General features: G+C 60.3%; 15 protein-coding genes. 8 read left to right on the forward strand and 7 right to left on the reverse strand.

The features are described 5' to 3' along the window. Positions 1 to 114: 114 nt before the first annotated feature. Both ACVVH8_RS02905 and ACVVH8_RS02910 read right to left on the reverse strand, forming a co-directional pair. Positions 115 to 2,691 (reverse strand): hypothetical protein, encoded by a 2,577-nt coding sequence (locus tag ACVVH8_RS02905; protein WP_475228385.1) that lies wholly within the window; start codon positions 2,689 to 2,691, stop codon positions 115 to 117. A gap of 44 nt (positions 2,692 to 2,735) precedes the next feature. Next, positions 2,736 to 5,333 (reverse strand): hypothetical protein, encoded by a 2,598-nt coding sequence (locus ACVVH8_RS02910; protein WP_475228387.1) that lies wholly within the window; start codon positions 5,331 to 5,333, stop codon positions 2,736 to 2,738. 224 nt (positions 5,334 to 5,557) lie between these two features. Here ACVVH8_RS02910 and ACVVH8_RS02915 point away from each other — a divergent pair, with 224 nt between their 5' ends. The 4 genes from ACVVH8_RS02915 to ACVVH8_RS02930 all read left to right on the forward strand — a co-directional run bounded on the left by ACVVH8_RS02915 (position 5,558) and on the right by ACVVH8_RS02930 (position 14,962). After that, on the forward strand, positions 5,558 to 7,870 hold the full coding sequence (locus tag ACVVH8_RS02915) for a YgiQ family radical SAM protein (protein ID WP_103304675.1): 2,313 nt from the start codon (positions 5,558 to 5,560) through the stop codon (positions 7,868 to 7,870). Positions 7,871 to 8,218: 348 nt separating this feature from the next. Then, on the forward strand, positions 8,219 to 11,494 hold the full coding sequence (locus ACVVH8_RS02920) for a transglutaminase family protein (protein ID WP_475228390.1): 3,276 nt from the start codon (positions 8,219 to 8,221) through the stop codon (positions 11,492 to 11,494). Positions 11,495 to 11,582: 88 nt separating this feature from the next. Then, positions 11,583 to 14,069, forward strand: coding sequence for a circularly permuted type 2 ATP-grasp protein (locus ACVVH8_RS02925; RefSeq protein ID WP_475228392.1), 2,487 nt, complete (start codon positions 11,583 to 11,585; stop codon positions 14,067 to 14,069). After that, positions 14,069 to 14,962, forward strand: coding sequence for a transglutaminase family protein (locus ACVVH8_RS02930; RefSeq protein WP_475228395.1), 894 nt, complete (start codon positions 14,069 to 14,071; stop codon positions 14,960 to 14,962). The genes ACVVH8_RS02925 and ACVVH8_RS02930 overlap by 1 nt, the downstream gene beginning before the upstream one ends. Positions 14,963 to 15,170: 208 nt before the next feature. Here ACVVH8_RS02930 and ACVVH8_RS02935 read toward each other — a convergent pair whose 3' ends face one another. Together ACVVH8_RS02935 and ACVVH8_RS02940 are read right to left on the reverse strand one after the other, a co-directional pair. Further along, positions 15,171 to 15,359: a hypothetical protein gene (locus ACVVH8_RS02935; RefSeq protein WP_095121840.1), complete on the reverse strand. Its 189-nt coding sequence runs from the start codon at positions 15,357 to 15,359 to the stop codon at positions 15,171 to 15,173. Between the two features lie 67 nt (positions 15,360 to 15,426). Continuing rightward, positions 15,427 to 16,014: an LOG family protein gene (locus tag ACVVH8_RS02940; protein WP_103304679.1), complete on the reverse strand. Its 588-nt coding sequence runs from the start codon at positions 16,012 to 16,014 to the stop codon at positions 15,427 to 15,429. A 340-nt stretch (positions 16,015 to 16,354) separates the two neighbouring features. Here ACVVH8_RS02940 and azu point away from each other — a divergent pair, with 340 nt between their 5' ends. Beyond that, a complete protein-coding gene (gene azu / locus ACVVH8_RS02945) occupies positions 16,355 to 16,801 on the forward strand; it encodes an azurin (protein ID WP_166218060.1) in 447 nt (148 codons plus the stop codon). Between the two features lie 198 nt (positions 16,802 to 16,999). Here azu and nadE read toward each other — a convergent pair whose 3' ends face one another. From nadE to ACVVH8_RS02960, 3 genes are all read right to left on the reverse strand, one after another. Continuing rightward, positions 17,000 to 17,827: an ammonia-dependent NAD(+) synthetase gene (gene nadE / locus ACVVH8_RS02950; RefSeq protein ID WP_475228397.1), complete on the reverse strand. Its 828-nt coding sequence runs from the start codon at positions 17,825 to 17,827 to the stop codon at positions 17,000 to 17,002. Positions 17,828 to 17,831: 4 nt separating this feature from the next. Then, positions 17,832 to 19,055 carry a nicotinate phosphoribosyltransferase gene (gene pncB / locus ACVVH8_RS02955; RefSeq protein WP_103304683.1) on the reverse strand — a complete coding sequence of 408 codons (1,224 nt, stop codon included), beginning with the start codon at positions 19,053 to 19,055 and terminating at the stop codon, positions 17,832 to 17,834. Between the two features lie 221 nt (positions 19,056 to 19,276). Next, positions 19,277 to 20,176, reverse strand: a complete 900-nt coding sequence (locus ACVVH8_RS02960; protein WP_213027389.1) for a LysR family transcriptional regulator — start codon at positions 20,174 to 20,176, stop codon at positions 19,277 to 19,279. A 163-nt stretch (positions 20,177 to 20,339) separates the two neighbouring features. Between ACVVH8_RS02960 and amaB the strand changes: the two genes are divergently transcribed. The 3 genes from amaB to ACVVH8_RS02975 all read left to right on the forward strand — a co-directional run bounded on the left by amaB (position 20,340) and on the right by ACVVH8_RS02975 (position 24,779). Then, complete coding sequence (gene amaB, locus ACVVH8_RS02965; protein WP_103304685.1) at positions 20,340 to 21,830, forward strand: L-piperidine-6-carboxylate dehydrogenase; 1,491 nt, start codon at positions 20,340 to 20,342, stop codon at positions 21,828 to 21,830. 163 nt (positions 21,831 to 21,993) lie between these two features. Beyond that, entirely contained in the window at positions 21,994 to 23,277 is a 1,284-nt protein-coding gene (amaA, locus tag ACVVH8_RS02970; RefSeq protein ID WP_103304686.1) for an L-pipecolate oxidase, read from the forward strand. A 368-nt stretch (positions 23,278 to 23,645) separates the two neighbouring features. Continuing rightward, positions 23,646 to 24,779 carry an ABC transporter substrate-binding protein gene (locus tag ACVVH8_RS02975; RefSeq protein WP_103304687.1) on the forward strand — a complete coding sequence of 378 codons (1,134 nt, stop codon included), beginning with the start codon at positions 23,646 to 23,648 and terminating at the stop codon, positions 24,777 to 24,779. Positions 24,780 to 24,967: the final 188 nt, after the last annotated feature.

A 24,967-nucleotide genomic window follows, 5' to 3' on the forward strand; every position in this document is an offset into this window, starting at 1 on the left:
TGTTGCGTCAGTTTCCGTAAGGGAATTGCTGAGCAGTTTTCGGCGTCATTGCCGAGTTAAAACGGGATATGACCGGTTACCGGCCGGCACTGCTGTGCCGGTCGGTGCAATTGTTCAGTTCGCGAGATCAAAGATTTTTTGCGCGGTCCTGCCATCGATGGTTTCGCGCCAAATGCGCACGTGAGGTCTGCCGGCCTGTTCATCCAGACGCTGCGATGTCACGCCGGATCGGCTTTGCGCGAGGGTTTTCAGATGGCCACCCTTGACCTTGAAGTTCAGCGCCGGGCTGTCCTGCTTTTCATAATGAAAGTGGACATGCCATAGGGGATCACCGGTTTGCCTGTCATTCACCGAGTAGATACTGAGAAATTCCTTTTGCTGGCCTTTGCCTCGCTCGACCCGATCGTGGGTCTGCTTGACGCTCAGGTGACCGTGGCTGATCAGATACGCCACCCGGTCGGTACTCAGAACGGTTTTGTCCTTATAGAGGCGTACGCGAATGTCTTCGCCCTCGCTGCGCAAGCGCTGACTGCTTTGGCGCAGGCGCTGGATCAGCGGCTCTAAATCGGTGGCGAGCGGGTTGGGCGACTGTTCGATCTGCACGCGCAAGTCATCGAGTTCTTCCGCCTTGGCACCCAGTGCATCGAGTATGTTGCCTGCGCTTTCCTTCGCTCTCTCGTCCTGGCGGGCACTGGCCAGTTGTGCCTCGACGGCTGCAAGGCTGTCGTCGGCTTCTGCCATCAGGGCGCCCAGGGTCTTGTCTTGCGTTGCGACGATCCTTTGCCATTCGCCTTCCTTGCGTTCATAGGTTTGCAACGTCTGAGTCGGGTTGTCGCTGCTCATCACATCAATCACTTCATCGCCCGCCGGGGTTCGCCGAGGCTGGCCGATACAGATCTTGAAGTTGCCATGATGGCGGGCGCGGAATACTCGCTTGGGCGGTGGCGTTACCCCGGTACGCTCCTGGGCCGGGATGAAGTCGAAGTCGATGGGCTGGTCGTGGATCGGTAGCGCCATGGTTCTTTCCAGATCATGGTGGTAGCGCGCCAGGCGTTCTTCCAGGGCATTTTCGAAGGCTCGTATCGCCTGGGTGATTTCGTTTCTCGAGTTCACATGCGCTGGATCAGGCGGCAGGGAAAAACGTTCGTAAGAAGCGCGGATGGCCGCGCACTGGTCCAGCAACATGCTCAGTACGGCGATTCGGGCGTCGTCGGGCATGCGCTCGATGGCTTGAAAAGCGGTGGTCGCTTCCGAGAACGCGATCGCCAGTTGCGCCGGAACAAAATCTGCACCCATCGGCACTTCCGTCAGCAGACGGCTGCGCGCATCAACCCAGCGTGCGGTCACCGCGTGAATATCAGTGGGGTCGAAACCCACTTCGGTCAATTCACTCTGTGACGAGGGCGAGCTTTTGAGGACGTCACTTGCGATTTTCTGGCGTTTTTCCATCAGCGTCAGTTTGTTCGCCAGATAGGTCGCGGCCGTGCGATAGGCCTCGAGAATATCCACGGGCGTGCGCAGTTCCTGCATGTGCCGCGCATCCCTGACGAACATCAGGCGGGTGTAGGCAGCGATTTGCGCTATCTGCCTTTCGATCAACTCCTTTTTGTAGACGGTGCTGGTTTTGACCATGGCCAACGCCTCGCGCTGGTTCAGGTAAAAACTGGCGGAGTCATCCAGTAGAAGCATCAATCGGCGAATCTGTACTTCCATCGCAATCGCTGCGCCTCTTTCGCCCTCTTTGCCTTTTGCCTCGCGCCACTCGGTTTCCAGTTGCCTGGAATCCACTACCGCCTGATTGATCGCCTCCGTGTCGTTTTTCAGGCGCAGCTCCAGACTGGCCACTGCCGTTGCCGCGATGCTGCTTTTTCTGGCCCTCGGCATGCCGCTTATGCCACCGACCAGAATGCCCACCCAGCCTTCCACCGCATCGTGGACAATCGGCTCCGAGCGGCCCGGGCGTGTCGCGACGTAAAGGTTCTGATCGTCACGGGCGACAGCATCCTCTGCCCGGACAATGCGCTTGACCGGTGTCTGCGGCGAGGAAAAATCCTCATCATGGAGAATCTGATACGCGTGCTTGTCGATCACCACGTACAGTTTTCCCTGATGGCGATACAGCTTGTCAGGGCCGGGCTCGACGCCGGTGAAATCCAGGTCAGTGCGAAAACCCAGCAGGCGACCGACCGGCAACGGGTAGGTGACGGGCGCAAAATCAGCCAGCGGGCGCCACAGCTGACTGCCGAGGTCGTAGGACAGCATCGGACCAGAAGGCTGCAATTCGCTCGGCAGTTTTGCCTGGTACTGGCCTGTTTCCGGCTCGGTCACGATATGCACGACGCCGCCCTCCGGCACATTGCCGTAACGCCGTCCCCTGAAAGTCCTGAATCCCTCGGCGTCAGCTTGCGGAAGCTGGGCCTCGGCGCTGATCCAGTAACGCCTGAGCGGTTGTTGCGATGCCGGATTGACCACTTCAGGGGTGGATAAAGGCTGACTGATGCTTACGGTTGGCGCTGGAGTGATTGCCTCCAGGTCAGCGTCGGCCAGCGTGCTGTCCGATCGTTGAGTGGTACGCACAGCGCGTGCGGTGGGGGAGTCAATCGGGCGCCGTACAGGGCCGGTTGGCTGTTCGCCAGGGCGCGTATGGACATCTACGCGGGCGACGCCTTTTGCGGGTGGTTTCGGTGACATGTCTTCATCCTTGAAGAGGGGGGGGGCTGGTTTTTGTAACGGTCTCAGGGCGCCAGTTCGAAGATTTTCTGTGCCGTTCGACCATCGAGGGTTTCCCGCCAGATCGCCACATTCGGCCGCCCGGCCTGCTCATCCCGACGTTGCGAGTTACTGCCCGTCGCGCTTTGTGCAAGGGTCTTGAGGTGGCCGCCCTTGACCATGAAATCCAGCGCGGCGCTGTTGCGTTTTTCGTAATGAAAATGCGCCTGCCACAACGGCTCGCCCGTATGCCTGTCGTTCAGCGAATAGATATCGATGAAGTGTTTGTACTTGCCCCTGCCTTGCTCGAGCCGTACCTGGATTTTGCTCACGCTCAGGTGATCCTGGCTGATCAGATACGCCACCCGGTCGGCGCTCAGAAAGGACTTGTCCTTGTACAAGCGGATCCGGATGTCTTCGCCCTCGCGGCGCAAGCGCTCACTGTCTTGCCGCAGGCGCTGAACGAGCACGGCGATGTCGTTTTTCGCCGGGTTCGGCGCGCGTTCGATCTGTCGACCGAGGTCGTCTAGCGCTTCGGCGGCATCACCCAGTTGCTCGACGATGTTGGTGGCGTTGCGTTTTGCCCGCTCATCCTTGCGGGCGGTATTGAGGTGCGTCTCGGTCTGTTCCAGATGCACGCCGGCCTGGGTGATCAGGGTCGACAGATTTCTTTCTTGCGTGGCCACCAATCGCTGCCATTCCCCTTCGCGGCGCTCGTAGGTTTGCATGACCTTTGCCGGGTTGTGCGGATCCATGACATCGATCAACTCTTCGCCCAAGGCGTTGCGGCGTGTCTGTCCGACCCGGATCTTGTAGACACCGTGGTGTTTGCTGCGAAACATTCTTTTGGCTTGCGGTGCCGGTTGGTTTTTGCGTTGTGCAGGAATGAAGTCGAAATCGATCGACTGATCCTGTGATGGCAGCGACGTGGTTCTTTCAAGGTCGCGGTGGTCGACAGCGATGCGGTTTTCGAGGGTGTTTTCAAAGGCCTGAATGGCGTCGATGATTTCCTGCCGCGAGCTGGCATGCGCCGGCCCAGGTGGCAGTTCGAGGTCTTCGTACGAGGCTCTGATCGCCGCGCACTGGTCGACCAGGTTGCTCAGCACCGCGATGCGTGCCGCCACCGGGATACTGTCGATGTCACGAAAGGCAAACGTTGTTTCGGTAAAAGCGTAAGCAAGGTGGATCGGTTTGAAGTTGTTGTCGGTAATCGGCACATCGGTGAGCAAGCGGCTTTTGGCATCGACCCAGAACGCCTTGGTCTCATGGATTTCTGTCGGGTAGAACCCGATGTCGATCAGTTCGCTTTCCGACGCACGCGTTCGCTTGAGTATGTCGAGGGCAATCTGCTGGCGCTTTTCCAGCAGGGCCAGTTTGCTTTTCAGGTAATTGACCGTCGAGCGATAGGCCTCGAAAGGATCATTGTAGAAAGAGATGTCCAGCCGTTTGCGCGAATCACCGGCACTCATGAGCCGTGTATAGGCTTCAATGCGTTTTTTCTGAATGTTGTGCAGGTCGCTGGCGTAGAGGGCGCTGCCTTTGAGGGGTTGCAGGGTATCCCGTTCATTGATGTAGAAGTTGGCGGCCTTCTCCAACGCTGCCAGTTGTCGATGAAGCTGTACTTCGAGCTGGACGAGTGCGCCTTTCTCGAGTTCTGTGCCTTTCACCACACGCCAGGCAGCGTCCAGATCGTCAATACGCGTTGCGCCCTGATGGATCAACTCGGTCTGGGTCTGCAACTCGAGTATCAGATCAGCTGCGGTAAGACGTTGCACCTTGTCGGGTTTCGAGCGGCGCATCCCGCCTGCACCGGCAATGACGATGCCCCGCCAGCCGTGTTGTTCATCGAACACGATCGGCTCGGACCTTCCCGGGCGTGTGGCGACAAAGCGGTTGTCGCCGTCTGCGGCGACCGCATCATCGGGGCGCACGATACGCATCACCGAAATCTGCGCGGTGGAGGCCTCGGGATCATGCAGAACCTGATAGGCGCGGCGTTCAATCACCGCGTAGCGTTTGCTGTCGAAGCTGTGCAACCCATGGCTGTCGGGCTCGACATCGGTGAAGTCCAGATCCGTGAGAAAACCTTGCAGACGTGCCTCGGTCAACGGATACAACATCTCGGCGGCAGGCTCCACTGACGGGTGCCAGAGTTTGCCGTCGGCGGCCCTCACCAGCACGGGCCCGGAAGGGCTCAGCTCGCTCGCCAGCCGGGCGCGATACGGGCCGTTTTCCGCAATTGCCGCGACTTGTACGGTGCCGCCGGGAACATCGACGTACTGGCGACCTTTGTAGGTTCGCAAGCCCTGCTCATTGGCTGGCGGAAGATGCGCATCGGTGCTGATCCGGTAATGCGTCAGCGGCATTGGCCCGGATACGGCTGCGGGCAGCGGCGCGGGTGTTGGCTGGATGGTGATGGCGGGCACTGGCTGGATTGCATCAAGGTCGACGGCGGCCGGTGTTCTGCCCGGGCGCACGACACGCGGTGCCGCTATCGCCGTCGCGGGGCTGGAATCGACAGGCGTTGTTATATCGCGCCTTGGCGCAGACCCGCCTGCCGGTTCGCCGGGGCGAGCGTGGATCTCTACGGTGACAGTGCCTCTAGTGGGCGGTTTGGGTGACATTTCTTCATCCTTGAAGGGTTGTCGTAGTGGACGCGATGCCCCGGAGGGCAACGGTGTATCGGGTTCGACTGGCGCGGGTCGCGGTGCGGCAATGTGCGCGGTCGGGCGGTTTTTGGGCCAATGGAACGAGCCCGGAGAGAAACCGACCACTGCCGTCGGAATTGGTCAAATTTTGTGCTATATTCCGCGCCCGCGATTTTTCATCTCAACACCGGTCGTCCGACATGCAAGCAGCCAAGCCGTTATTTGACTATCCAAAATATTGGGCCGAATGTTTCGGGCCAGCGCCGTTCCTGCCGATGAGCAGGGAGGAGATGGATCAGCTTGGCTGGGATTCCTGCGACATCATCATTGTTACGGGAGATGCCTACGTCGATCACCCGTCGTTCGGCATGGCGATCATTGGCCGGCTGCTGGAGTCGCAAGGCTTCCGCGTCGGGATCATCGCGCAGCCGAACTGGCAGTCCAAAGACGACTTCATGAAGCTCGGTGAGCCGAACCTGTTTTTCGGCGTCGCGGCCGGCAACATGGACTCGATGATCAACCGCTACACCGCCGACAAGAAAATCCGCTCCGACGACGCCTACACCCCGGGCGGCATGGCCGGCAAGCGTCCGGACCGCGCGAGCCTGGTTTACAGCCAGCGCTGCAAGGAAGCCTACAAGCACGTGCCGATCGTGCTCGGTGGCATCGAAGCCTCCCTACGCCGCATCGCCCACTACGACTACTGGCAGGATCGCGTGCGTAACTCGATCCTGATCGATGCCAGCGCCGATATCCTGCTGTACGGCAACGCCGAACGCGCGATTGTCGAAGTCGCCCAGCGTCTGTCCTACGGGCACAAGATAGAAGACATCACCGATGTGCGCGGCACCGCGTTCATTCGCCGCGATACGCCGAAAGACTGGTACGAAGTCGATTCCACGCGCATCGACCGTCCGGGCAAGGTCGACAAGATCATCAACCCGTACGTGAATACCCAAGACACTCAGGCCTGCGCCATCGAGCAGGAAAAGGGTCCGGTCGAAGATCCGCAGGAAGCCAAGGTCGTGCAGATCCTGGCCAGCCCGCGCATGACCCGCGACAAGACCGTGATTCGTCTGCCATCGGTAGAAAAGGTCCGTGGCGATGCCGTTCTTTATGCTCACGCCAACCGCGTGCTGCACCTGGAAACCAACCCGGGCAACGCCCGTGCGCTGGTGCAGAAGCATGGCGAAGTCGACGTCTGGTTCAACCCGCCGCCGATTCCGATGACCACTGAAGAAATGGACTACGTGTTCGGCATGCCTTACGCGCGTGTTCCGCACCCGGCGTACGGCAAGGAGAAGATCCCGGCCTACGACATGATCCGTTTCTCGGTGAACATCATGCGTGGCTGCTTCGGCGGCTGCACTTTCTGCTCGATCACCGAGCACGAAGGCCGGATCATCCAGAACCGTTCCGAAGAGTCGATCATTCGCGAAATCGAAGAGATCCGCGACAAGGTGCCGGGCTTCACCGGCGTCATTTCCGACCTCGGCGGCCCGACCGCGAACATGTACCGCATCGCCTGCAAGACGCCGGAAATCGAATCCGCGTGCCGCAAGCCTTCGTGCGTGTTCCCGGGCATCTGCCCGAACCTGAACACCGACCACTCGTCGCTGATTCAGCTGTACCGCAGCGCCCGTGCGTTGCCGGGTGTGAAAAAGATTCTGATTGCCTCCGGCCTGCGTTACGACCTCGCGGTCGAGTCGCCGGAGTACGTCAAGGAGCTGGTGACCCACCACGTCGGCGGTTACCTGAAGATCGCCCCGGAACACACCGAGGAAGGTCCGCTCAACCAGATGATGAAACCGGGCATCGGCAGCTATGACAAGTTCAAGCGCATGTTCGAGAAGTACACCAAGGAAGCGGGCAAAGAGCAGTACCTGATTCCGTACTTCATCGCCGCCCACCCGGGCACCACCGACGAAGACATGATGAACCTGGCCCTGTGGCTCAAGGGCAACGGTTTCCGCGCCGACCAGGTGCAGGCGTTCTACCCGTCGCCGATGGCCACCGCCACCGCGATGTACCACTCGGGCAAGAACCCGCTGCGCAAGGTCACCTACAAGAGCGACGGCGTGACCATCGTCAAGAGCGAAGAGCAGCGTCGTCTGCACAAGGCGTTCTTGCGTTATCACGACCCGAAAGGCTGGCCGATGTTGCGTGAAGCGCTGCAACGCATGGGCCGTAGCGACCTGATCGGTCCGGGCAAGGATCAGCTGATCCCGCTGCATCAGCCGGCCACCGACAGCTACCAGAGCGCCCGTCGTAAAAACTCGACGCCGGCCGGCAGCCATAAAGTCGCGAAGGAAGGCAAAGAGAAGACCACCAAGATCCTCACTCAGCACACCGGTTTGCCGCCGCGTGCCAGTGATGGCGGTAATCCTTGGGACAAGCGTGAACAGGCCAAGGCTGCGGCATTTGCCCGCAACCAGCAGGCCGCCAAGGAGCGTAAAGACGCGGCCAAGGGCAAAGGGCCGAAGCCGGCTCGCAAGCCGGTCGTACCGCGCTAAACAGAACGCCAACCTTCGGGTTGGCGTTTTGCATTTCAGGTCTCCCGAAATGTGTTGTTACCACTGGCCTCATCGCTGGCAAGCCAGCTCCCACAGGGATCTTTAGTGGCCACGGTTCTGTGGGCGACAGAGAAATCTGTGGGAGCTGGCTTGCCAGCGATGGCGTCAGGTCAGACACCCCATAAACACCTGCTCGCCACATTTAGGCGCAAACTCGCCAAACCATTTCCCCGCATCGCCCGATTTTGGTGCTGTACTCCCCAAAGCATTCCAGGAAAGCGCCCAAGCCACTGCATGGCATAAGTCTTGCGCGCTTTCGAATACGCTTAGGCTCGCAGGAGGCACGCCGTGTCGATTCATGTCGCATTGCATCACGTCACGCATTACCGCTACGACCGCGCTGTCGAACTCGGCCCGCAGATCGTCCGCCTGCGCCCGGCCGCCCACAGCCGCACGCGGATTCTCTCGTATGCGCTGAAAGTCTCGCCCGAGCAGCATTTCATCAACTGGCAGCAAGACCCGCAGGGCAATTACCTCGCCCGGCTGGTATTCCCCGAAAAAACCGATGAGCTACGGATCGAAGTCGATCTGCTGGCCGAGATGGCGGTGTTCAACCCGTTCGACTTCTTCCTCGAACCCTACGCCGAGAAAATCCCGTTCACCTACGCTACCGATGAGCGCAAAGAGCTGGCGCCATACCTCGAAACATTGCCGCTGACGCCAAAGTTCCAGGCCTATCTGGACGGCATCGACCGCACGCCATTGCCTGCGGTGGATTTTCTGGTCGCGCTCAATCAGCGTCTGAGCGAAGACATCAATTATCTGATCCGCATGGAGCCGGGCGTACAAACCCCGGAACACACCCTCGAACACGCCTCCGGCTCCTGCCGCGATTCGGCATGGCTGCTGGTGCAACTGCTGCGCAATCTCGGGCTGGCGGCGCGATTTGTCTCCGGTTACCTGATCCAGCTGACGGCGGACGTGAAAAGCCTCGACGGCCCGTCCGGCACCGAGGTGGACTTCACCGACCTGCACGCCTGGTGCGAGGTGTATCTGCCGGGCGCAGGCTGGATCGGCCTTGATGCCACTTCCGGGTTATTTGCCGGTGAAGGACATATTCCGCTGGCCTGTAGTCCCGATCCGTCCTCGGCAGCGCCGATCAGCGGGATGGTCGAGCCCTGCGAGACACAGTTCAGCCACGAAATGTCGGTTGAACGGATCTGGGAAGCGCCGCGTGTCACCAAGCCCTATACCGACGAGCAATGGCTGGCGATTCAAGCCCTGGGCCGGCAGATCGACGCTGACCTGCTGGACGGCGACGTGCGCCTGACCATGGGCGGCGAGCCGACCTTTGTGTCAATCGATGACCCGGATGGCGCCGAGTGGAACACGGCAGCCTTGGGCGAGGACAAGCGCCGCCTCTCCGCCGAACTGTTCCAGCGCATGCGCAAGCATTACGCCCCCAAAGGTCTGGTGCATTTTGGCCAGGGCAAGTGGTATCCGGGCGAGCAACTGCCGCGCTGGTCGCTCAATTGCTATTGGCGCCGCGATGGCGTGCCGATCTGGCAAAACGCCGCGTTGATTGCCGACGAACAGCAAGATTACGGCGCTGATGGTGAGTTGGCCGGACGCTTTCTGAGGAGCGTCGCCGAACGCCTGAAAATTCCCACGCGTTTTGTCTTCCCTGCCTACGAGGACAATTTTTATTACCTCTGGCGCGAGGGCGCATTGCCCGGCAACGTCAGCGCCGAAGATTCGCGTCTGGAAGAGCCGCTGGAGCGTGCGCGGCTGCGCAAGGTCTTCAGTCAGGGCCTCGATAAGGTCATCGGCCAAGTGCTACCGCTGGCACGCACCGCCAAGGGCGATCAATGGCAGAGCGGGCGCTGGTATCTGCGCGACGAGCATTGCCGCTTGGTGCCTGGGGATTCACCGCTGGGCTACCGTTTGCCGTTGGGCTCGCAGCCTTGGGTAAAAGCGGCCGAGTATCCGTTTATTCATGCTCAGGACCCGAATCAGGACTTCCCGGCGCTGCCGGATACCGCACAGCTCAACAGTCATGGCGAAACGGCAACGGCGGACGAGCGTGCGCCGCAGATCGACGAGTCCGCCGATTGGCTGACCCGCACCGCGTTCTGCGCCGAGGCCCGCGAAGGGCGCTTGTACCTGTTCATGCCGCCGCTGGAGCGAGTCGAGGATTATCTGGAGTTGGTCGCGGCCATCGAGGCCACCGCCGAAGAATTGCATTGCCCGGTGCTGCTGGAAGGCTACGAGCCGCCGAGTGATGGGCGTCTGAGTAATTTTCGCATCACCCCGGATCCGGGCGTGATCGAGGTCAACGTGCAGCCGTCGGCGACCTGGGATGAGTTGGTCGAGCGCACCGAGTTTCTCTATGAAGAGGCGCGGCAGACGCGCCTGACCACTGAAAAATTCATGATCGACGGTCGCCATACCGGTACGGGCGGCGGTAACCACTTCGTCCTCGGTGGCGCGACGCCGGGGGACTCGCCGTTTTTGCGCCGTCCCGATCTGCTGCGCAGCCTGATCAGCTATTGGCATAACCATCCGTCGTTGTCGTATCTGTTTTCCGGGTTGTTCATTGGCCCGACATCCCAGGCGCCAAGAGTCGACGAGGCGCGTAACGACGCGTTGTATGAACTGGAAATCGCTTTCGCGCAGATGCCCGAGCCAGGTGAGGAATGTGCACCGTGGCTGGTGGATCGCCTGCTGCGCAACTTGCTGATCGACGTCACTGGCAACACGCACCGCGCCGAGTTCTGCATCGACAAACTCTATTCGCCGGACGGCGCTACGGGGCGTCTCGGGCTGCTGGAATTGCGCGCCTTTGAAATGCCACCCCATGCGCGCATGAGCCTGGCTCAGCAATTGTTGCTGCGGGCGCTGGTTGCACGCTTCTGGCGCGAGCCGTATGCGCCGCCGAAACTGGCGCGGTGGGGCACTGAGTTGCACGACCGCTTCATGCTGCCGCACTTTATCGAGCAGGATTTCGCCGACGTGATCGTCGAGCTCAATAGCGCTGGCTATCCGCTGCGGGCGGAATGGTTTGCGGCGCATCTGGAGTTTCGTTTTCCCAAGGTCGGCGATTACGCCGTCAACGGTATCGAACTGGAGCTGCGTCAGGCGCTGGAGCCGTGGCATGTGCTGGGGGAGGAGGGTGCGACGGGCGGCACGGTGCGTTACGTCGATTCATCGCTGGAGCGCTTGCAGGTCAAGCTCAAGGGCTTGCCGCCGCAGCGCTATCTGCTGACGTGCAATGGCGTTGCGGTGCCGCTGCATCCGACCGGGCGTGTTGGCGAGTTCGTGGCAGGCGTGCGTTATCGCGCCTGGCAACCGGCCAACTGCTTGCAACCGACGATTGCGGTACATGCACCGTTGGTGTTCGACTTGCTCGACACCTGGATGGGCCGTTCTCTGGGTGGTTGCCAATACCACGTCGCCCATCCGGGCGGGCGCAATTACGAGACGCTGCCGGTAAACGCCAACGAAGCGGAGAGCCGGCGCATGGCGCGGTTTTTCCGGATCGGACACACGCCTGGGAAACTTCCTGTACCTGATCTGAACATCTCCGACGAGCTACCGATGACTCTCGATTTACGACGTTTCTGAATCGCACGCGACACGCGGATTTTTCGTATATCCGCGCGTCATGTGCCTGCGTTAGTCTGACCGTTCCTTGCTGTCTGCCGAGCTTTCCATGCCTGACCTGCTAGACCGCTACCCGCTGACGGCGGGCACTTATCACGAACTGCTTGATAGCAGTGGTGCGGTGCGTCCGCATTGGCAACGGCTGTTCGATCAATTGCAGCGCAGCACACCCGCTCAACTGGTGCAGCGTCAGGCGTTGCTGGCGCGGCAGATTCAGGAAAACGGCGTCACGTACAACGTCTATGCCGACCCCAAAGGTGCAGATCGCCCGTGGGAGCTGGATCTGCTGCCCCATGTGATTGCGGCGGATGAGTGGCAGCAACTGTCGGCCGGGATTGCCCAGCGGGCGCGGTTGCTCAATGCCGTGCTGGCCGATCTGTACGGGCCGCAACGCTTGATCAGCGAAGGCCTGCTGCCGGCGGAACTGGTCTTCGGGCACAACAATTTTCTCTGGCCCTGTCAGGGCATCGCGCCGCCGGAAGGAGCGTTTCTGCATCTATACGCGGTCGATTTGGCGCGCACGCCGGACGGGCGCTGGTGGGTCACCGCAGATCGCACGCAAGCGCCGTCGGGCGCGGGCTATGCGCTGGAAAACCGCACCATCGTCTCCCGCGCCTTCCCCGAGTTGTACCGTGATCTGAAGGTGCAGCATCTGGCGGGGTTCTTTCGCACCTTGCAGGAAACCCTGGTCCGGCAGGCACCCTGCGACGATGACGCGCCGCTGGTGGTATTGCTCACGCCGGGACGATTCAACGAAAGCTATTTCGAACATCTTTATCTGGCGCGCCAGCTCGGCTATCCGCTGGTAGAGGGCGGCGACCTCACGGTGCGCGATGCCACGGTGTACCTGAAAACCCTCAGCGGCCTGCGCCGGGTACACGCAATCATGCGCCGGCTCGATGACGACTTCTGCGATCCGCTGGAGTTGCGCACGGACTCTGCGCTGGGCGTTCCCGGCTTGCTTGAGGCGGTACGCCAGGGTCGGGTGCTGGTCGCCAACGCGCTCGGCAGCGGTGTGCTCGAGTCGCCGGGTTTGCTCGGCTTTCTGCCCAGGATCAACCAATTCCTCTTCGGCGAAGAACTTATCCTGCCGTCCATTGCGACCTGGTGGTGTGGCGAGGCGCCAGTATTGGCCCAGGCGCTGGAAAAACTGCCTGAGCTGTTGATCAAACCGGCGTTTCCCTCACAAAGTTTCGCACCGGTATTTGGCCGTGATCTGAGTGAAAAACAGCGCCAGTCCCTCGCCGAGCGCATGCAGGCGCGACCTTATGCATATGTAGCGCAAGAACTGGCCCAGCTGTCGCAGGCGCCGATCTGGCAGGCCGAGGACGGACAGCTGCAACCCCGGGCGATCGGCATGCGCATGTATGCGGTAGCCAGCCATGACGGTTATCGAGTGCTGCCCGGTGGTTTGACCCGCGTGGCTGCCGAGGCGGATGCCGAAGTGGTGTCGATGCAGCGCGGCGGCGCGAGCAAGGACACGTGGGTGCTGGGTGATCGACCGCCCAGTGGCGAGCAATGGAAAACCCAACGCAATGTCGGCGTGCACGATCTGGTGCGCCGCGATCCCTATTTGCCATCGCGAGTGGTGGAAAACCTGTTCTGGTTCGGGCGTTATTGCGAGCGTTGCGATGACAGTGCGCGACTGCTGCGGATCATGCTCGCACGCTATGTCGATGGCGACGATCCGCAAGCCTTGCAGGCGGCTGTCGAACTGGGCGAGCGCCTGATGCTGCTGCCGGAGGAGGGCGAGTTGCCGGAGCGATTGCTGGCGGCGTTGCTGGGCGAGGACTGGTCATTCAGCCTGCGCTCCAACCTGCAACGCTTGCAGTGGGCGGCCTCGCAGGTGCGCGGCAAGCTCTCGCGGGAGAACTGGCAGGCGTTGGTCGAATTGCAGCGCGAAGCGATGGAGCTGGACACCGACGAGCCGGACTTCGGCGAACTGCTGGATTTTCTCAACCGTCTGGTGATGTCGCTGGCGGCGCTATCGGGTTTCGCGCTCGACGACATGACCCGCGACGAAGGCTGGCGCTTCCTGATGATCGGTCGGCGCATCGAGCGCCTGCAGTTTCTCAGCAGCAGTCTGGCGGCGTTCCTGCGCGGGGCCGGGGCGTTTGATCAGGCAGGTCTTGAATGGCTGCTGGAGTTGGGCAACAGCAGCATCACCTACCGTTCCCGTTATCTGGCTGTGGCTCAATTAATTCCGGTGCTCGACCTGTTGCTGCTCGATGAACAGAACCCGCATGCGGTGCTGTTCCAGTTGAAACTGGTGACCCGCACCTTGAAGCGCTTGAACGATGATTTCGGTGTGCCACGGGAAGCCGGATTACCGCAACTGGTCGAGCGTCTGGCGCGATTTGATCTGGCCTGTCTGGAGAATCCGTTGTTCGGCGCTTCCAGCGTTCGTGCGGCGCTTGATGGCCTGGCGGATCTGCTTCAAGAGATTGCTGATGCCAGCGGACAGGTGTCGGATCGCCTGGCCCTGCGCCATTTCGCCCACGTCGATGATGTCAGCCAGCGTACGGTGTCCGTCTGATGAACGCGCATTACCAGATCTTTCACGACACCTGTTATCACTACGACAGCCCGGTTTCCCTGGCGCAGCAATTGGCGCACCTGTGGCCGCGCGAGTGCAGCTGGCAGCGCTGCACCGAGCAGCAATTGCTGATCAGCCCGGAGCCGACGGCTCGGCGTGATGAGCTGGATGTGTTCGGCAATCCGCTGACCCGGCTGGCGTTCGAGCGACCGCATGATGAGTTGCAGGTCAATGCTCGCCTTACCGTCGAAGTGCTGGCGCGGCCGGCGCTGGATTTCACTCAGTCGCCAGCGTGGGAGCTGACGCGCAATGCGCTGACCTACAGCAGCCAGCCGTTTTCTGCCGAGCTGCTTGAGGCGTGCCGCTACCGTTTTCAGTCGCCGTACGTGCATTTGAAGCGCAGCTTCGTCGAGTTTTCACAGAGTTGTTTTCCACCGGGCCAGCCCTTGATGCTGGGCGTGCAGGCGTTGATGCAGAAGATCTTCAGCGAATTCACTTTTGATGCCGAAGCGACCCAGGTGGCAACGCCACTTGTGGAAGTGCTGGAGCGGCGCCGTGGTGTCTGTCAGGACTTCGCCCACCTGATGCTGGCCTGTGTGCGTTCGCGAGGGTTGGCGGCGCGTTACATCAGCGGATATTTGCTCACGCAGCCACCACCGGGACAGCCACGGTTGATTGGTGCCGATGCGTCGCATGCGTGGGTTTCGGTGTTTTGCCCGGTACTGGGCTGGGTGGATTTTGATCCGACCAATAACGTGCGGCCTGCGCTGGAGCACATCACATTGGCGTGGGGGCGGGATTTTTCCGATGTTTCGCCGTTGCGTGGGGTGATACTCGGTGGCGGCAGCCACGATCCCGAGGTCCGCGTTACCGTGATGCCATTGAATGAGTGATAACGAATTCTGTGGGAGCGGGCTTGCCCGCGATGACGGAGTGTCTGTGACGACTTTGTTGGATGTGCCGCAGTCATCGCGGGCAAGCCCGCTCCCACAGGGTTTCGTATCGAATTCTGAGGAGTGAAGGCTGTGAGGGCCGGCAGTCGAGCCGCCAGCCCCGTCACAAATCCGCTGGGTCTGATTCGATGATCAAACCCGGTGGGGCTCAGGCGTCAGGCGCCTGATCTTTCGGTGTTTCGGTTGCATCAACATCATCTTCTGTTGCCACTTCACCCTCAGGGTTCAGTGCTGCTTCTTCAGCGGTTTGTTTCTTGCGCTGAAGCTTTTCCTCTTTCTTCTGCTCCTTTGCCAGGTCTCGTTGACGTTTGGCGAAGGAATAATTGGGTTTGGCCATGGGCGATCCTCTAGGTCGAAGGTGAGGTTGAGCGGCGCGTATTCTGCCCTGTATCGGTGCCCGACGGTTAGCCGGGTTTCTGATCGACCCACTTGGGTGTGACGGTCGGTTGCCAGTTATCCAGAGACTCGAGCAGTGTTTGCGGCGATTCGCTCACTTGCAGCATGTCACGGTGTGGCGCGCGAACGAAGCCTTCGCCGACGATATGGTCAAGAAAAGCAGTGAGTTTGCTGTAGAAACCGTTCACTTCCAGCAAGCCCAGCGGCTTGCCGTGGTAGCCGAGTTGGCCCCAGGTCCAGACTTCGAACAGTTCTTCCAGCGTGCCAAGGCCGCCCGGCAGAGCGATAAAGGCGTCACTGAGTTCGGCCATGCGTGCCTTGCGGGCGTGCATGCCGTCGACGACTTCCAGACGCGTCAGGCTTTTGTGGCCGATTTCCTTGTCCATCAGACTCTGCGGAATGATGCCGATCACTTCACCGCCAGCGGCCAGCGCGGCGTCGGCGACAATCCCCATCAAACCGACAGCGCCACCGCCGTAGACCAGCGTCAGCTTGCGCTCGGCGAGGGCCTTGCCAAGGGCAACAGCAGCTTCGGTATAAGCCGGAACAGTGCCAGCGTTGGCACCACAAAATACACACACGGATTTCAGAGACATGCCTTTCTCCTGGGTCAATCCGTCACAGGGTACTGGCTGGCACGCCTTGATCCAAGGTCTAGACTTCGCGTTCCGGCGATTCAAAGGTACCGCTGGCGCCACAGGCGTAGGCGGCAAGCAAACTGCACAACAGACCGTTAAAGAACATGACAGGCACTCCGTCTCAGTAGATGCGCCGATCATAGGGCTGGCCGGAGAATCTGGCCGTTAGATTGTGTCGATGAGTGTCATAGCCTGAAAGTTGTATACAATTTTTGACTCAAGTCATAGGAACTTGCGAAGATTTCAGGCAGTCTTTCAACCATTCGTGATTTTGTTAACCCTGCCTTGGAGATTCACCATGTTTTCCAAAGTTGTTGCGGTATCCCTGCTGGCGCTGGCCAGCAGCCAATTGATGGCTGCCGAGTGCAAAACCACCGTTGACTCCACCGATCAGATGTCCTTCAACACCAAGGAAATCGTGATCGACAAGAGCTGCAAGACTTTCACCGTCGAGCTGACCCACTCCGGCAGCCTGCCGAAGAACGTCATGGGGCATAACCTGGTTGTCAGCAAAACCGCCGACATGCAGCCGATCGCTACCGATGGCCTGGCTGCCGGTATCGACAAAAACTACCTGAAAGACGGCGATGAGCGCGTTCTGGCGCACACCAAAATCATCGGCGCAGGCGAGAAAGATTCGCTGACCATCGACGTTTCGAAACTGGCAGCGGGTACCGACTACGGCTTCTTCTGCTCGTTCCCGGGCCACATCTCGATGATGAAAGGCACCATTACTGTCAAGTAAACAGGTCTTTCGCGTCATCGTTCTTCGCGGGCAAGCCCGCTCCCACAGGTTGGGTGCCAGTCACACATTTTGTGAACAACCAGGACACTGTGGGAGCGGGCTTGCCCGCGAAGGGGCCATTAGCATCGACAGATGTTCAGGCCAAAGAAAAGCCCGCTGAGGATCACTCCTCAGCGGGCTTTTTTCATTCCTCACCAATCAAGGCGCAAACGGCATGACGCGCTTGTGATGGGTCTTGTTGTACGTGTTGACGATGATGTCGAACGCTTCCTGACGCACCGCCTCGCCATGCAGGAACGCATCGATTTCGGCATAGGTGACGCCGTGCGACGCTTCGTCTGGTTTGCCCGGCGACAGGTCTTCCAGATCCGCCGTCGGGACTTTCTCCACCAGCGATTCCGGTGCACCAAAGCTGCGTGCAATCGCGCGCACCTGGTTTTTCACCAGACCGCTGAGCGGGGCCAGGTCGCAAGCGCCATCACCGAATTTGGTGAAGAACCCCATGACCGCTTCCGCCGCATGATCGGTGCCGATCACCAATCCGTTCGCCGCGCCGGCGATGGTGTATTGGGCGACCATACGCATGCGCGCTTTGGTGTTGCCGAGCACGAAGTCCACCGACACCGCGTGCTTGCCTTCAAACGCTGCCACTTCACTGGCCAGCGATTTCACCGCCGGGCCGATGTTGACGGTGTGGCGTTCGTCCGGGGCGATGAAATCCACCGAGGCCTGGGCATCGTGTTCGTCGAACTGGGTTTCATACGGCAGACGCACGGCGATGAATTTGTAGCTGTTGTCACCGGTCTGGTCGCGCAGTTCGCGCATCGCGCGCTGAGCCAGCAGGCCGGCGGTCAGCGAGTCGACACCGCCGCTGATGCCCAGCACCAGCGTCTTGAGCCCGGAATTGACCAGGCAATCCTGAATAAAGGTAATGCGCCGGGCGACTTCGGCCTGCAGGGCCTTGTAGTCGGCGAACGGCGGTTGCACCTTGAGCTGTTCAGCAATCTCACGCTGTACGGCTTGCATGAATTCACTCCTTGCTAGATAGACTGGAATCGGCAGGAACCTGGAAAACGTGTCGCAAATAGGCAACGAAATTCGGGTCTTTGCAGTGGGTCTTGCCTGGCTCGTCGGAGATCTTCGCCACCGGTTGGCCGTTGCAGGCGGTCATTTTAAGCACGATGCTCATCGGTTCGACACCCGGAATGTCGCAGGTGAGGTTGGTGCCGATGCCGAAGCTCACGTTGATCCGACCGTGCAGCGCGCGGAAGATTTCCAGCGACCTGGGTAGCGTCAGGCTGTCGGAGAACACCAGGGTCTTGCTCATCGGGTCGATGCCGAGCTTGTGGTAGTGGGCGATGCATTTTTCGCCCCAGGCCACAGGGTCCCCGGAGTCGTGGCGCAGGCCATCGAAAAGCTTGGCGAAAAACAGGTCGAAGTCGCCGAGGAAAGCATCCGTGGTGATGCAATCGGTGAGGGCGATCCCGAGCAGACCCCGGTACTCACGCACCCAGCAATCGAGCGCGGCGATCTGGCTGTCGATCAATCGCGGGCCGAGTTGCTGGTGGGCCATGATCCATTCATGGGCCATGGTGCCCAGCGGTTTCATGTCCAGTTCGCGGGACAGGTGCACATTGCTGGTGCCGACGAAACGCCCGGGGAAATCGTGCTTGAGCACGTTCACCACTTCTTCCTGCACACGGTAGGAAAAACGGCGGCGGGTACCGAAATCGGCGACCTGCAATTGCGCCAGTTCGTCGGCCGAGGCGTTGGCGGTCAGCCAGTCGAACTTGCGATAGAGCTGTTCACGGGCCTGTTCCAGCACCGTTTCGCGGTAGCGATAGCGGTTGCGCACTTCGCTGACAATCGCCAGCAGCGGCACTTCGTAGAGGATCACATGCAGCCACGGCCCACGCAGGCGGATGAACAGTTCGCCGTTCTCGATGCCGGTGTGCAGATAGCGCAGGTTGAAGCGGAACAGGCCGAGGAAGCGCAGGAAATCCGGTTTGAGGAAGCTGATGCGCTCCAGAAAACTCAGTTGATCGGCGCTCAGGCTCAGCTCGGCCAGACGCTCGATCTGATAGCGGATCTCGGCCAGATACGGGCGCAGATCCTCGCTGTTACGGCAACGAAACTCCCATTCGACTTCGACGTTGGGGTAGTTGTGCAGCACCGCCTGCATCATCGTCAGCTTGTAGAAGTCGGTGTCGAGCAGGTTCTGCACGATGCGATCGGCAAACACACTCTCGCTCATAAACGGGTCTCCGGGTGCGCCGCGCGTTGGCGCGGTATCAATCAATGGCGCTAGTGGCGCATATCAGCGGTGGGAATTGCCAGCGATTTCTGTTCTGGGTCAGGTCAATTGTGGTGAGGGGATTTATCCCCGACCGGCTGCAAAGCAGTCGTCGCTCTTGAGATTTTGGGGCCGCTGCGCGACCCATCGGGGATAAATCCCCTCGCCACAGGGGGCGGGTTTCAGCCCGGAGCGTCGATCTGTTCGAGCATCCACCTCACAAAATCGCGCACCTTCGGCACTTCCGCCGAGTGTTCCGGGTACGCCAGGTAGTAGGCGTCGCTGCTGGGCATTGCATGCTGCCAGGGAATGACCAGTTTGCCGTCGGCCAACTCTTCTTCCACCAGAAACCGTGGCAACAACGCCACGCCGCAGCCGACCTGCGCGGCGCGGATGCACATATAAAAGGTTTCGAAGCGCGGTCCGTGGTAGCTGTGTTCGGTCTGATAACCCTGACTGTCGAACCAGTCATGCCAGGCCTGTGGCCGCGAGGCATTCTGCAGTAACACCAGATCGGTGAGTTGCGTCGGGTCAGTAAACGGTTGATCGGGCAGGCTGCCGGGGGCGCAGACCGGTACCAGCTCTTCACCGAACAGCTTCAGGCATTCGGTGCCGGGCCGTGAGCCCTGACCAAAATAGAATGCCAGATCGCTGCGGCCTTGCAGCAGATCATCCGCTTCCTGTTCGTTGCACAAATCCAGATGAATCGAGGGATGGCGCAGACGCCAGCCCTTCAGACGCGGCACCAGCCAGCGGGCGCCGAAGGTCGATGGTGTGGAGACGCGCAGGACTTCGGTCTCGCCGCCGTAGGAACGCAGGTAATGCGTCGACATTTCCACTTGCGTGAGGATTTTTCGTACTTCGACCAGATACAAATCCCCGGCCGGGGTCATCTGCAAACGCCGACGCACGCGGCGGAACAACAAGTGCTGCAACAATTCCTCAAGCTGCGCGACCTGTTTGCTCACGGCGCTCTGGGTCAGGTTCAGTTCCTCGGCGGCCCGGGTGAAGCTCAGGTGCCGGGTCACGGCCTCAAAGCACTGCAACGCAGTAATCGACGGCAGGTGGCGTTTGTTCAGCATGACGGATCCTTTTCTTGTCTTTCTATGCGCAGCATGAATAAACGGAATGATATCTCGCGTAAAGGTCGTTTGTTGCCTCGCCGTACTGACGCTACAACTAAAGGCCTGCCCGGTCGTGCAACAGCGGCCGCACACATTCAGTTTTTTGCTTGAGGAGTGACCCATGGTTGCCGCATTGCTTGATCGTCTTGGTGTGAACCCGGCCCTGTACCAGAACGGCAAAGTGCCGGTGCATTCGCCCATCGACGGCAGCCGCATCGCCGCCGTGAACTGGGAAGGCCCGGCGGAAGTCGAGCAGCACATCAGTCGCGCAGATCATGCGTTCGAAGCCTGGCGCAAAGTCCCGGCCCCGCGTCGCGGTGAATTGGTGCGCCAATTTGGTGAGGTGTTGCGCGAATACAAGAACGATCTCGGTGAGCTGGTTTCCTGGGAAGCAGGCAAGATCACCCAGGAAGGCCTGGGCGAAGTTCAGGAGATGATCGACATCTGCGACTTCGCTGTCGGCCTGTCCCGCCAGTTGTACGGTTTGACCATCGCGTCCGAGCGCCCGGGCCACCATATGCGTGAAACCTGGCATCCGCTGGGCGTAGTTGGTGTGATCAGTGCGTTCAACTTCCCGGTCGCGGTGTGGGCGTGGAACACCACCCTGGCGCTGGTCTGCGGCAACCCGGTGGTATGGAAACCGTCGGAGAAAACCCCGCTGACGGCATTAGCCTGTCAGGCCCTGTTTGACCGTGTGGTGAAGAATTTCAGCGATGCTCCGGCGAATCTCTGCCAGGTGATCATTGGTGGTCGCGATGCCGGCGAAGCGCTGGTTGATGACCCGCGTGTGGCGCTGATCAGCGCCACCGGTAGCACGCGCATGGGCCGCGAAGTGGCGCCGAAAGTCGCTGCACGTTTTGCCCGCAGCATTCTCGAACTGGGCGGCAACAACGCGATGATCCTCGGCCCAAGCGCCGATCTGGACATGGCGGTACGCGCCATTCTGTTCAGCGCAGTCGGCACCGCCGGTCAGCGCTGCACCACGCTGCGCCGCCTGATCGCCCATGAGTCGGTGAAAGAAGAAATCGTCACCCGTCTGAAAGCCGCCTACGCGAAAGTGCGCATCGGCCATCCGCTGGAAGGCAATCTGGTTGGCCCACTGATCGACAAACACAGTTTCGAAAACATGCAGGACGCACTGGAGCAAGCGTTGAGCGAAGGCGGCCGGGTGTTCGGCGGCAAGCGCCAACTGGAAGATCAGTTCCCGAATGCCTATTACGTGTCGCCAGCCATCGTTGAAATGCCGGAACAGAGCGATGTGGTCTGCAGCGAAACCTTCGCGCCGATTCTCTACGTGGTCGGTTACAGCGATTTCCAGGAAGCGCTGCGTTTGAACAATGCTGTACCGCAAGGCCTGTCGTCGTGCATCTTCACCACTGACGTGCGTGAGGCGGAGCAATTCATGTCGGCGGTCGGCAGCGATTGCGGCATCGCCAACGTCAACATCGGCCCGAGCGGCGCCGAGATTGGCGGCGCCTTTGGTGGCGAGAAAGAGACCGGTGGTGGTCGTGAGTCGGGCTCGGATGCGTGGCGCGCATATATGCGTCGCCAGACCAATACCGTGAACTATTCGCTGGAGTTGCCGCTGGCGCAGGGCATCACCTTCGACTGAGTCTTTCCGGTCAGGTCGATCGTTCCCACGCTCTGCGTGGGAATGCCTCACCGGACGCTCCGCGTTCGCTTTTGGGACGCAGAGCGTCCCTGACTGCATTCCCACGCAGAGCGTGGGAACGATCATTTTGCTGTGTTTGGCAGGTTTCTGTTGGAGTCTGGCAATGCCGTTACGCGAAGAATGTCTGTGGGAAAAACTCACGCCGCAAAGGCCGGATAACACCGCGCTCAGGGGCGAAGTCAAAGTCGATGTCTGCGTGATCGGCGCCGGGTTCACCGGATTGTCGGCGGCGCTGCATCTGTTGGAACAAGGCAAGACCGTTTGCGTGCTGGAAGCCCATCGGGCCGGTCACGGCGGTTCCGGACGCAACGTCGGGCTGGTCAACGCCGGCATGTGGATCCCGCCGGACGAGATCGAGGCCGGGTTTGGCGAGGCGGTCGGCAGTCAGCTCAACCGCATGTTGGGTGCGGCACCGGCGCTGGTGTTCAGCCTTGTGGATAAGTACAACATCGATTGCCAGTTGCGCCGCGAAGGCACCTTGCACATGGCGCACAACGCCAAGGGTGAGGCGGATTTGCGCAGTCGCGAACAGCAATGGAAACGTCGAGGCGCACCGGTTGAGCTGCTGACCGGCAAGGCGTGCGAGCAAGCGACCGGCACGCAAAAAATTGCCGCCGCGTTGCTCGACCGACGCGCCGGCACGCTCAATCCGATGGCCTATGTCACCGGGCTGGCCAACGCCGTGAAGGGGCTCGGTGGGCAGATGTTTGATCATTCGCCGGTTACTCGTCTTGAGCGCATCGGCCCGCAATGGTCGGTGCAGACCGAGCACGGTTCGGTACTGGCCGAGCAGGTGGTCATCGCCTCCAACGCCTACACCGAAGGCGACTGGACCGAACTCAAGCGCAACTTCTTTCCCGGTTATTACTATCAGGTCGCCTCGGTGCCGCTGAGTGAAGACGCCGCGCAAGAGATTCTCCCGGGCGGGCAGGGCTCGTGGGACACCCGCCAGGTCTTGAGCAGCATTCGCCGCGACAAGGAAGGGCGGCTGCTGCTCGGCAGTCTCGGCAACGGCAACCAGAAACCGACCTGGTTTCTCAAGGCCTGGGCCGACCGCGTTCAGCAGCATTATTTCCCCAATCTGAAACCGGTGGAGTGGGAGTGCACCTGGACCGGGCGCATTGCCTTCACCCCTGATCACCTCATGCGCTTGTTCGAACCGGCGCCGGGACTGGTGGCTGTCACCGGCTACAACGGTCGCGGGGTGACCACCGGCACCGTGGTCGGCAAGGCTTTCGCTGATTACCTGTGTCACGGCAATCCGCAAGCCCTGCCGATTCCCTTTGCACCAATGCAGCCTCTGGCGGGCGTGGGCTTGCGCAGTTGCCTGTATGAGGCCGGGTTCTCGCTGTATCACGCAGGCCAGTGCCTGCGCATCGTGATTTGAGTGTTGAAATATGTTGCCGGAAGCGGCGCTTTTCGATGTAGCGACTAGCCTGTAATGGTGCGGGTTGTAGCAGTCCCGCACCAGCAGTGTGCAGTTCGGTGACGCGGGCTGTTACAGGCTGGTTGCACGTCGTTTGGCGCCGCGGTTGCAATGATGGCGCATGCGGGTTGCGCCTGAAAAAATAAATGGTTTCACCTTCCGCGGTTTAGACGGTTGCACGCCCAATGAAAATGGGAACGAAACAGTCGAAATAACAAGAAAGCAGCGACTTTTTGAAGAATAAAAAACCGATGGCACGGCGCTTGCTCAGAGCATTCAGTGAAGTGAAGTCGCAGTGCCAACTAAAAAAAACCTTGGAGCACCACCTCATGTCCCAGACGTTTTACAAGAAAGGCTTTCTGGCCCTCGCAGTGGCTACTGCGTTGGGTGTTTCTGCGTTTGCTCAAGCTGATGTGAAAATCGGTGTAGCGGGTCCAATGACTGGCGCCAACGCGGCATTTGGCGAGCAGTACATGAAGGGTGCACAGGCAGCGGCGGATGCGGTCAACGCGGCAGGCGGCGTCAACGGTGAAAAAATCGTTCTGGTCAAGGGCGATGACGCCTGCGAGCCGAAACAAGCGGTGACGGTCGCCAAGGACCTGGTCAACCAGAAGGTTGCCGGCGTGGTCGGGCACTTCTGCTCCTCTTCCACCATTCCAGCCTCGGAAATCTACGACGAAGCCGGTGTCATCGCGATCACCCCGGGTTCCACCAACCCGCAAGTGACCGAGCGCGGCCTCAGCGCCATGTTCCGTATGTGCGGGCGTGATGACCAGCAAGGCATCGTTGCCGGCGACTACATCGTCGACGTGCTCAAGGGCAAGAAAGTCGCGGTGCTGCACGACAAGGACACCTACGGCCAAGGCTTGGCCGACGCCACCAAGGCTCAGTTGGAAAAACGCGGCGTGAAGCCGGTGCTGTATGAAGGCCTGACCCGTGGCGAGAAAGACTTCAGCGCCGTAGTCACAAAAATCCGCGCGGCTGGTGCCGACGTCGTCTACTTCGGCGGCCTGCACCCGGAAGCCGGTCCACTGGTTAAACAGCTGCGCACCGAAGGCCTGAAAGACGTGAAATTCATGTCTGACGACGGCATCGTGACCGACGAACTGGTGACCACCGCTGGCGGCCCGCAATACGTCGACGGCGTGCTGATGACCTTCGGCGCCGACCCGCGCCTGCTGCCAGACAGCAAGACCGTTGTGGATGCATTCCGCAAGGCCGGCACCGAACCTGAAGGCTACACCCTGTACGCCTACGCCTCGGTACAGACCCTGGCTGCCGCCTTCAACGGCGCCAAGTCCAACAGTGGCGAGAAAGCCGCCGAGTGGCTGAAAACCAACCCGGTGAAAACCGTCATGGGCGAGAAGGCCTGGGACAAGAAGGGCGACCTGAAAGTCTCCGACTACGTGGTTTACCAGTGGGACAAGGACGGCAAATACCATCAGCTGGAAAAACAGAAGTAAGGGCTGACGCGATCAGTTCAACCCACAAGGCCCTGTGGGAGCGGGCTTGCCCGCGATGACGGCCTGACAGTCGACACCTTTGTTGAATGTTCTACCGCTATCGCTGGCAAGCCAGCTCCCACAGGAGATCGGTGGGGCTGAACTCTTCGCGCTCTGACATTGCTCCGACGTACATCTGTATTTTTCCT

Source organism: Pseudomonas trutticola BRTCR10, from assembly GCF_056155105.1.

Bases quoted from the DNA above. Each gene is read 5' to 3' on its own strand.
- ACVVH8_RS02905 (WP_475228385.1), bottom strand. From the start codon at position 2,691: ATGTCACCGAAACCACCCGCAAAAGGCGTCGCCCGCGTAGATGTCCAT.
- ACVVH8_RS02910 (WP_475228387.1), bottom strand. From the start codon at position 5,333: ATGTCACCCAAACCGCCCACTAGAGGCACTGTCACCGTAGAGATCCAC.
- ACVVH8_RS02915 (WP_103304675.1), top strand. From the start codon at position 5,558: ATGCAAGCAGCCAAGCCGTTATTTGACTATCCAAAATATTGGGCCGAA.
- ACVVH8_RS02925 (WP_475228392.1), top strand. From the start codon at position 11,583: ATGCCTGACCTGCTAGACCGCTACCCGCTGACGGCGGGCACTTATCAC.
- ACVVH8_RS02930 (WP_475228395.1), top strand. From the start codon at position 14,069: ATGAACGCGCATTACCAGATCTTTCACGACACCTGTTATCACTACGAC.
- ACVVH8_RS02935 (WP_095121840.1), bottom strand. From the start codon at position 15,359: ATGGCCAAACCCAATTATTCCTTCGCCAAACGTCAACGAGACCTGGCA.
- ACVVH8_RS02940 (WP_103304679.1), bottom strand. From the start codon at position 16,014: ATGTCTCTGAAATCCGTGTGTGTATTTTGTGGTGCCAACGCTGGCACT.
- azu (WP_166218060.1), top strand. From the start codon at position 16,355: ATGTTTTCCAAAGTTGTTGCGGTATCCCTGCTGGCGCTGGCCAGCAGC.
- nadE (WP_475228397.1), bottom strand. From the start codon at position 17,827: ATGCAAGCCGTACAGCGTGAGATTGCTGAACAGCTCAAGGTGCAACCG.
- pncB (WP_103304683.1), bottom strand. From the start codon at position 19,055: ATGAGCGAGAGTGTGTTTGCCGATCGCATCGTGCAGAACCTGCTCGAC.
- ACVVH8_RS02960 (WP_213027389.1), bottom strand. From the start codon at position 20,176: ATGCTGAACAAACGCCACCTGCCGTCGATTACTGCGTTGCAGTGCTTT.
- amaB (WP_103304685.1), top strand. From the start codon at position 20,340: ATGGTTGCCGCATTGCTTGATCGTCTTGGTGTGAACCCGGCCCTGTAC.
- amaA (WP_103304686.1), top strand. From the start codon at position 21,994: ATGCCGTTACGCGAAGAATGTCTGTGGGAAAAACTCACGCCGCAAAGG.
- ACVVH8_RS02975 (WP_103304687.1), top strand. From the start codon at position 23,646: ATGTCCCAGACGTTTTACAAGAAAGGCTTTCTGGCCCTCGCAGTGGCT.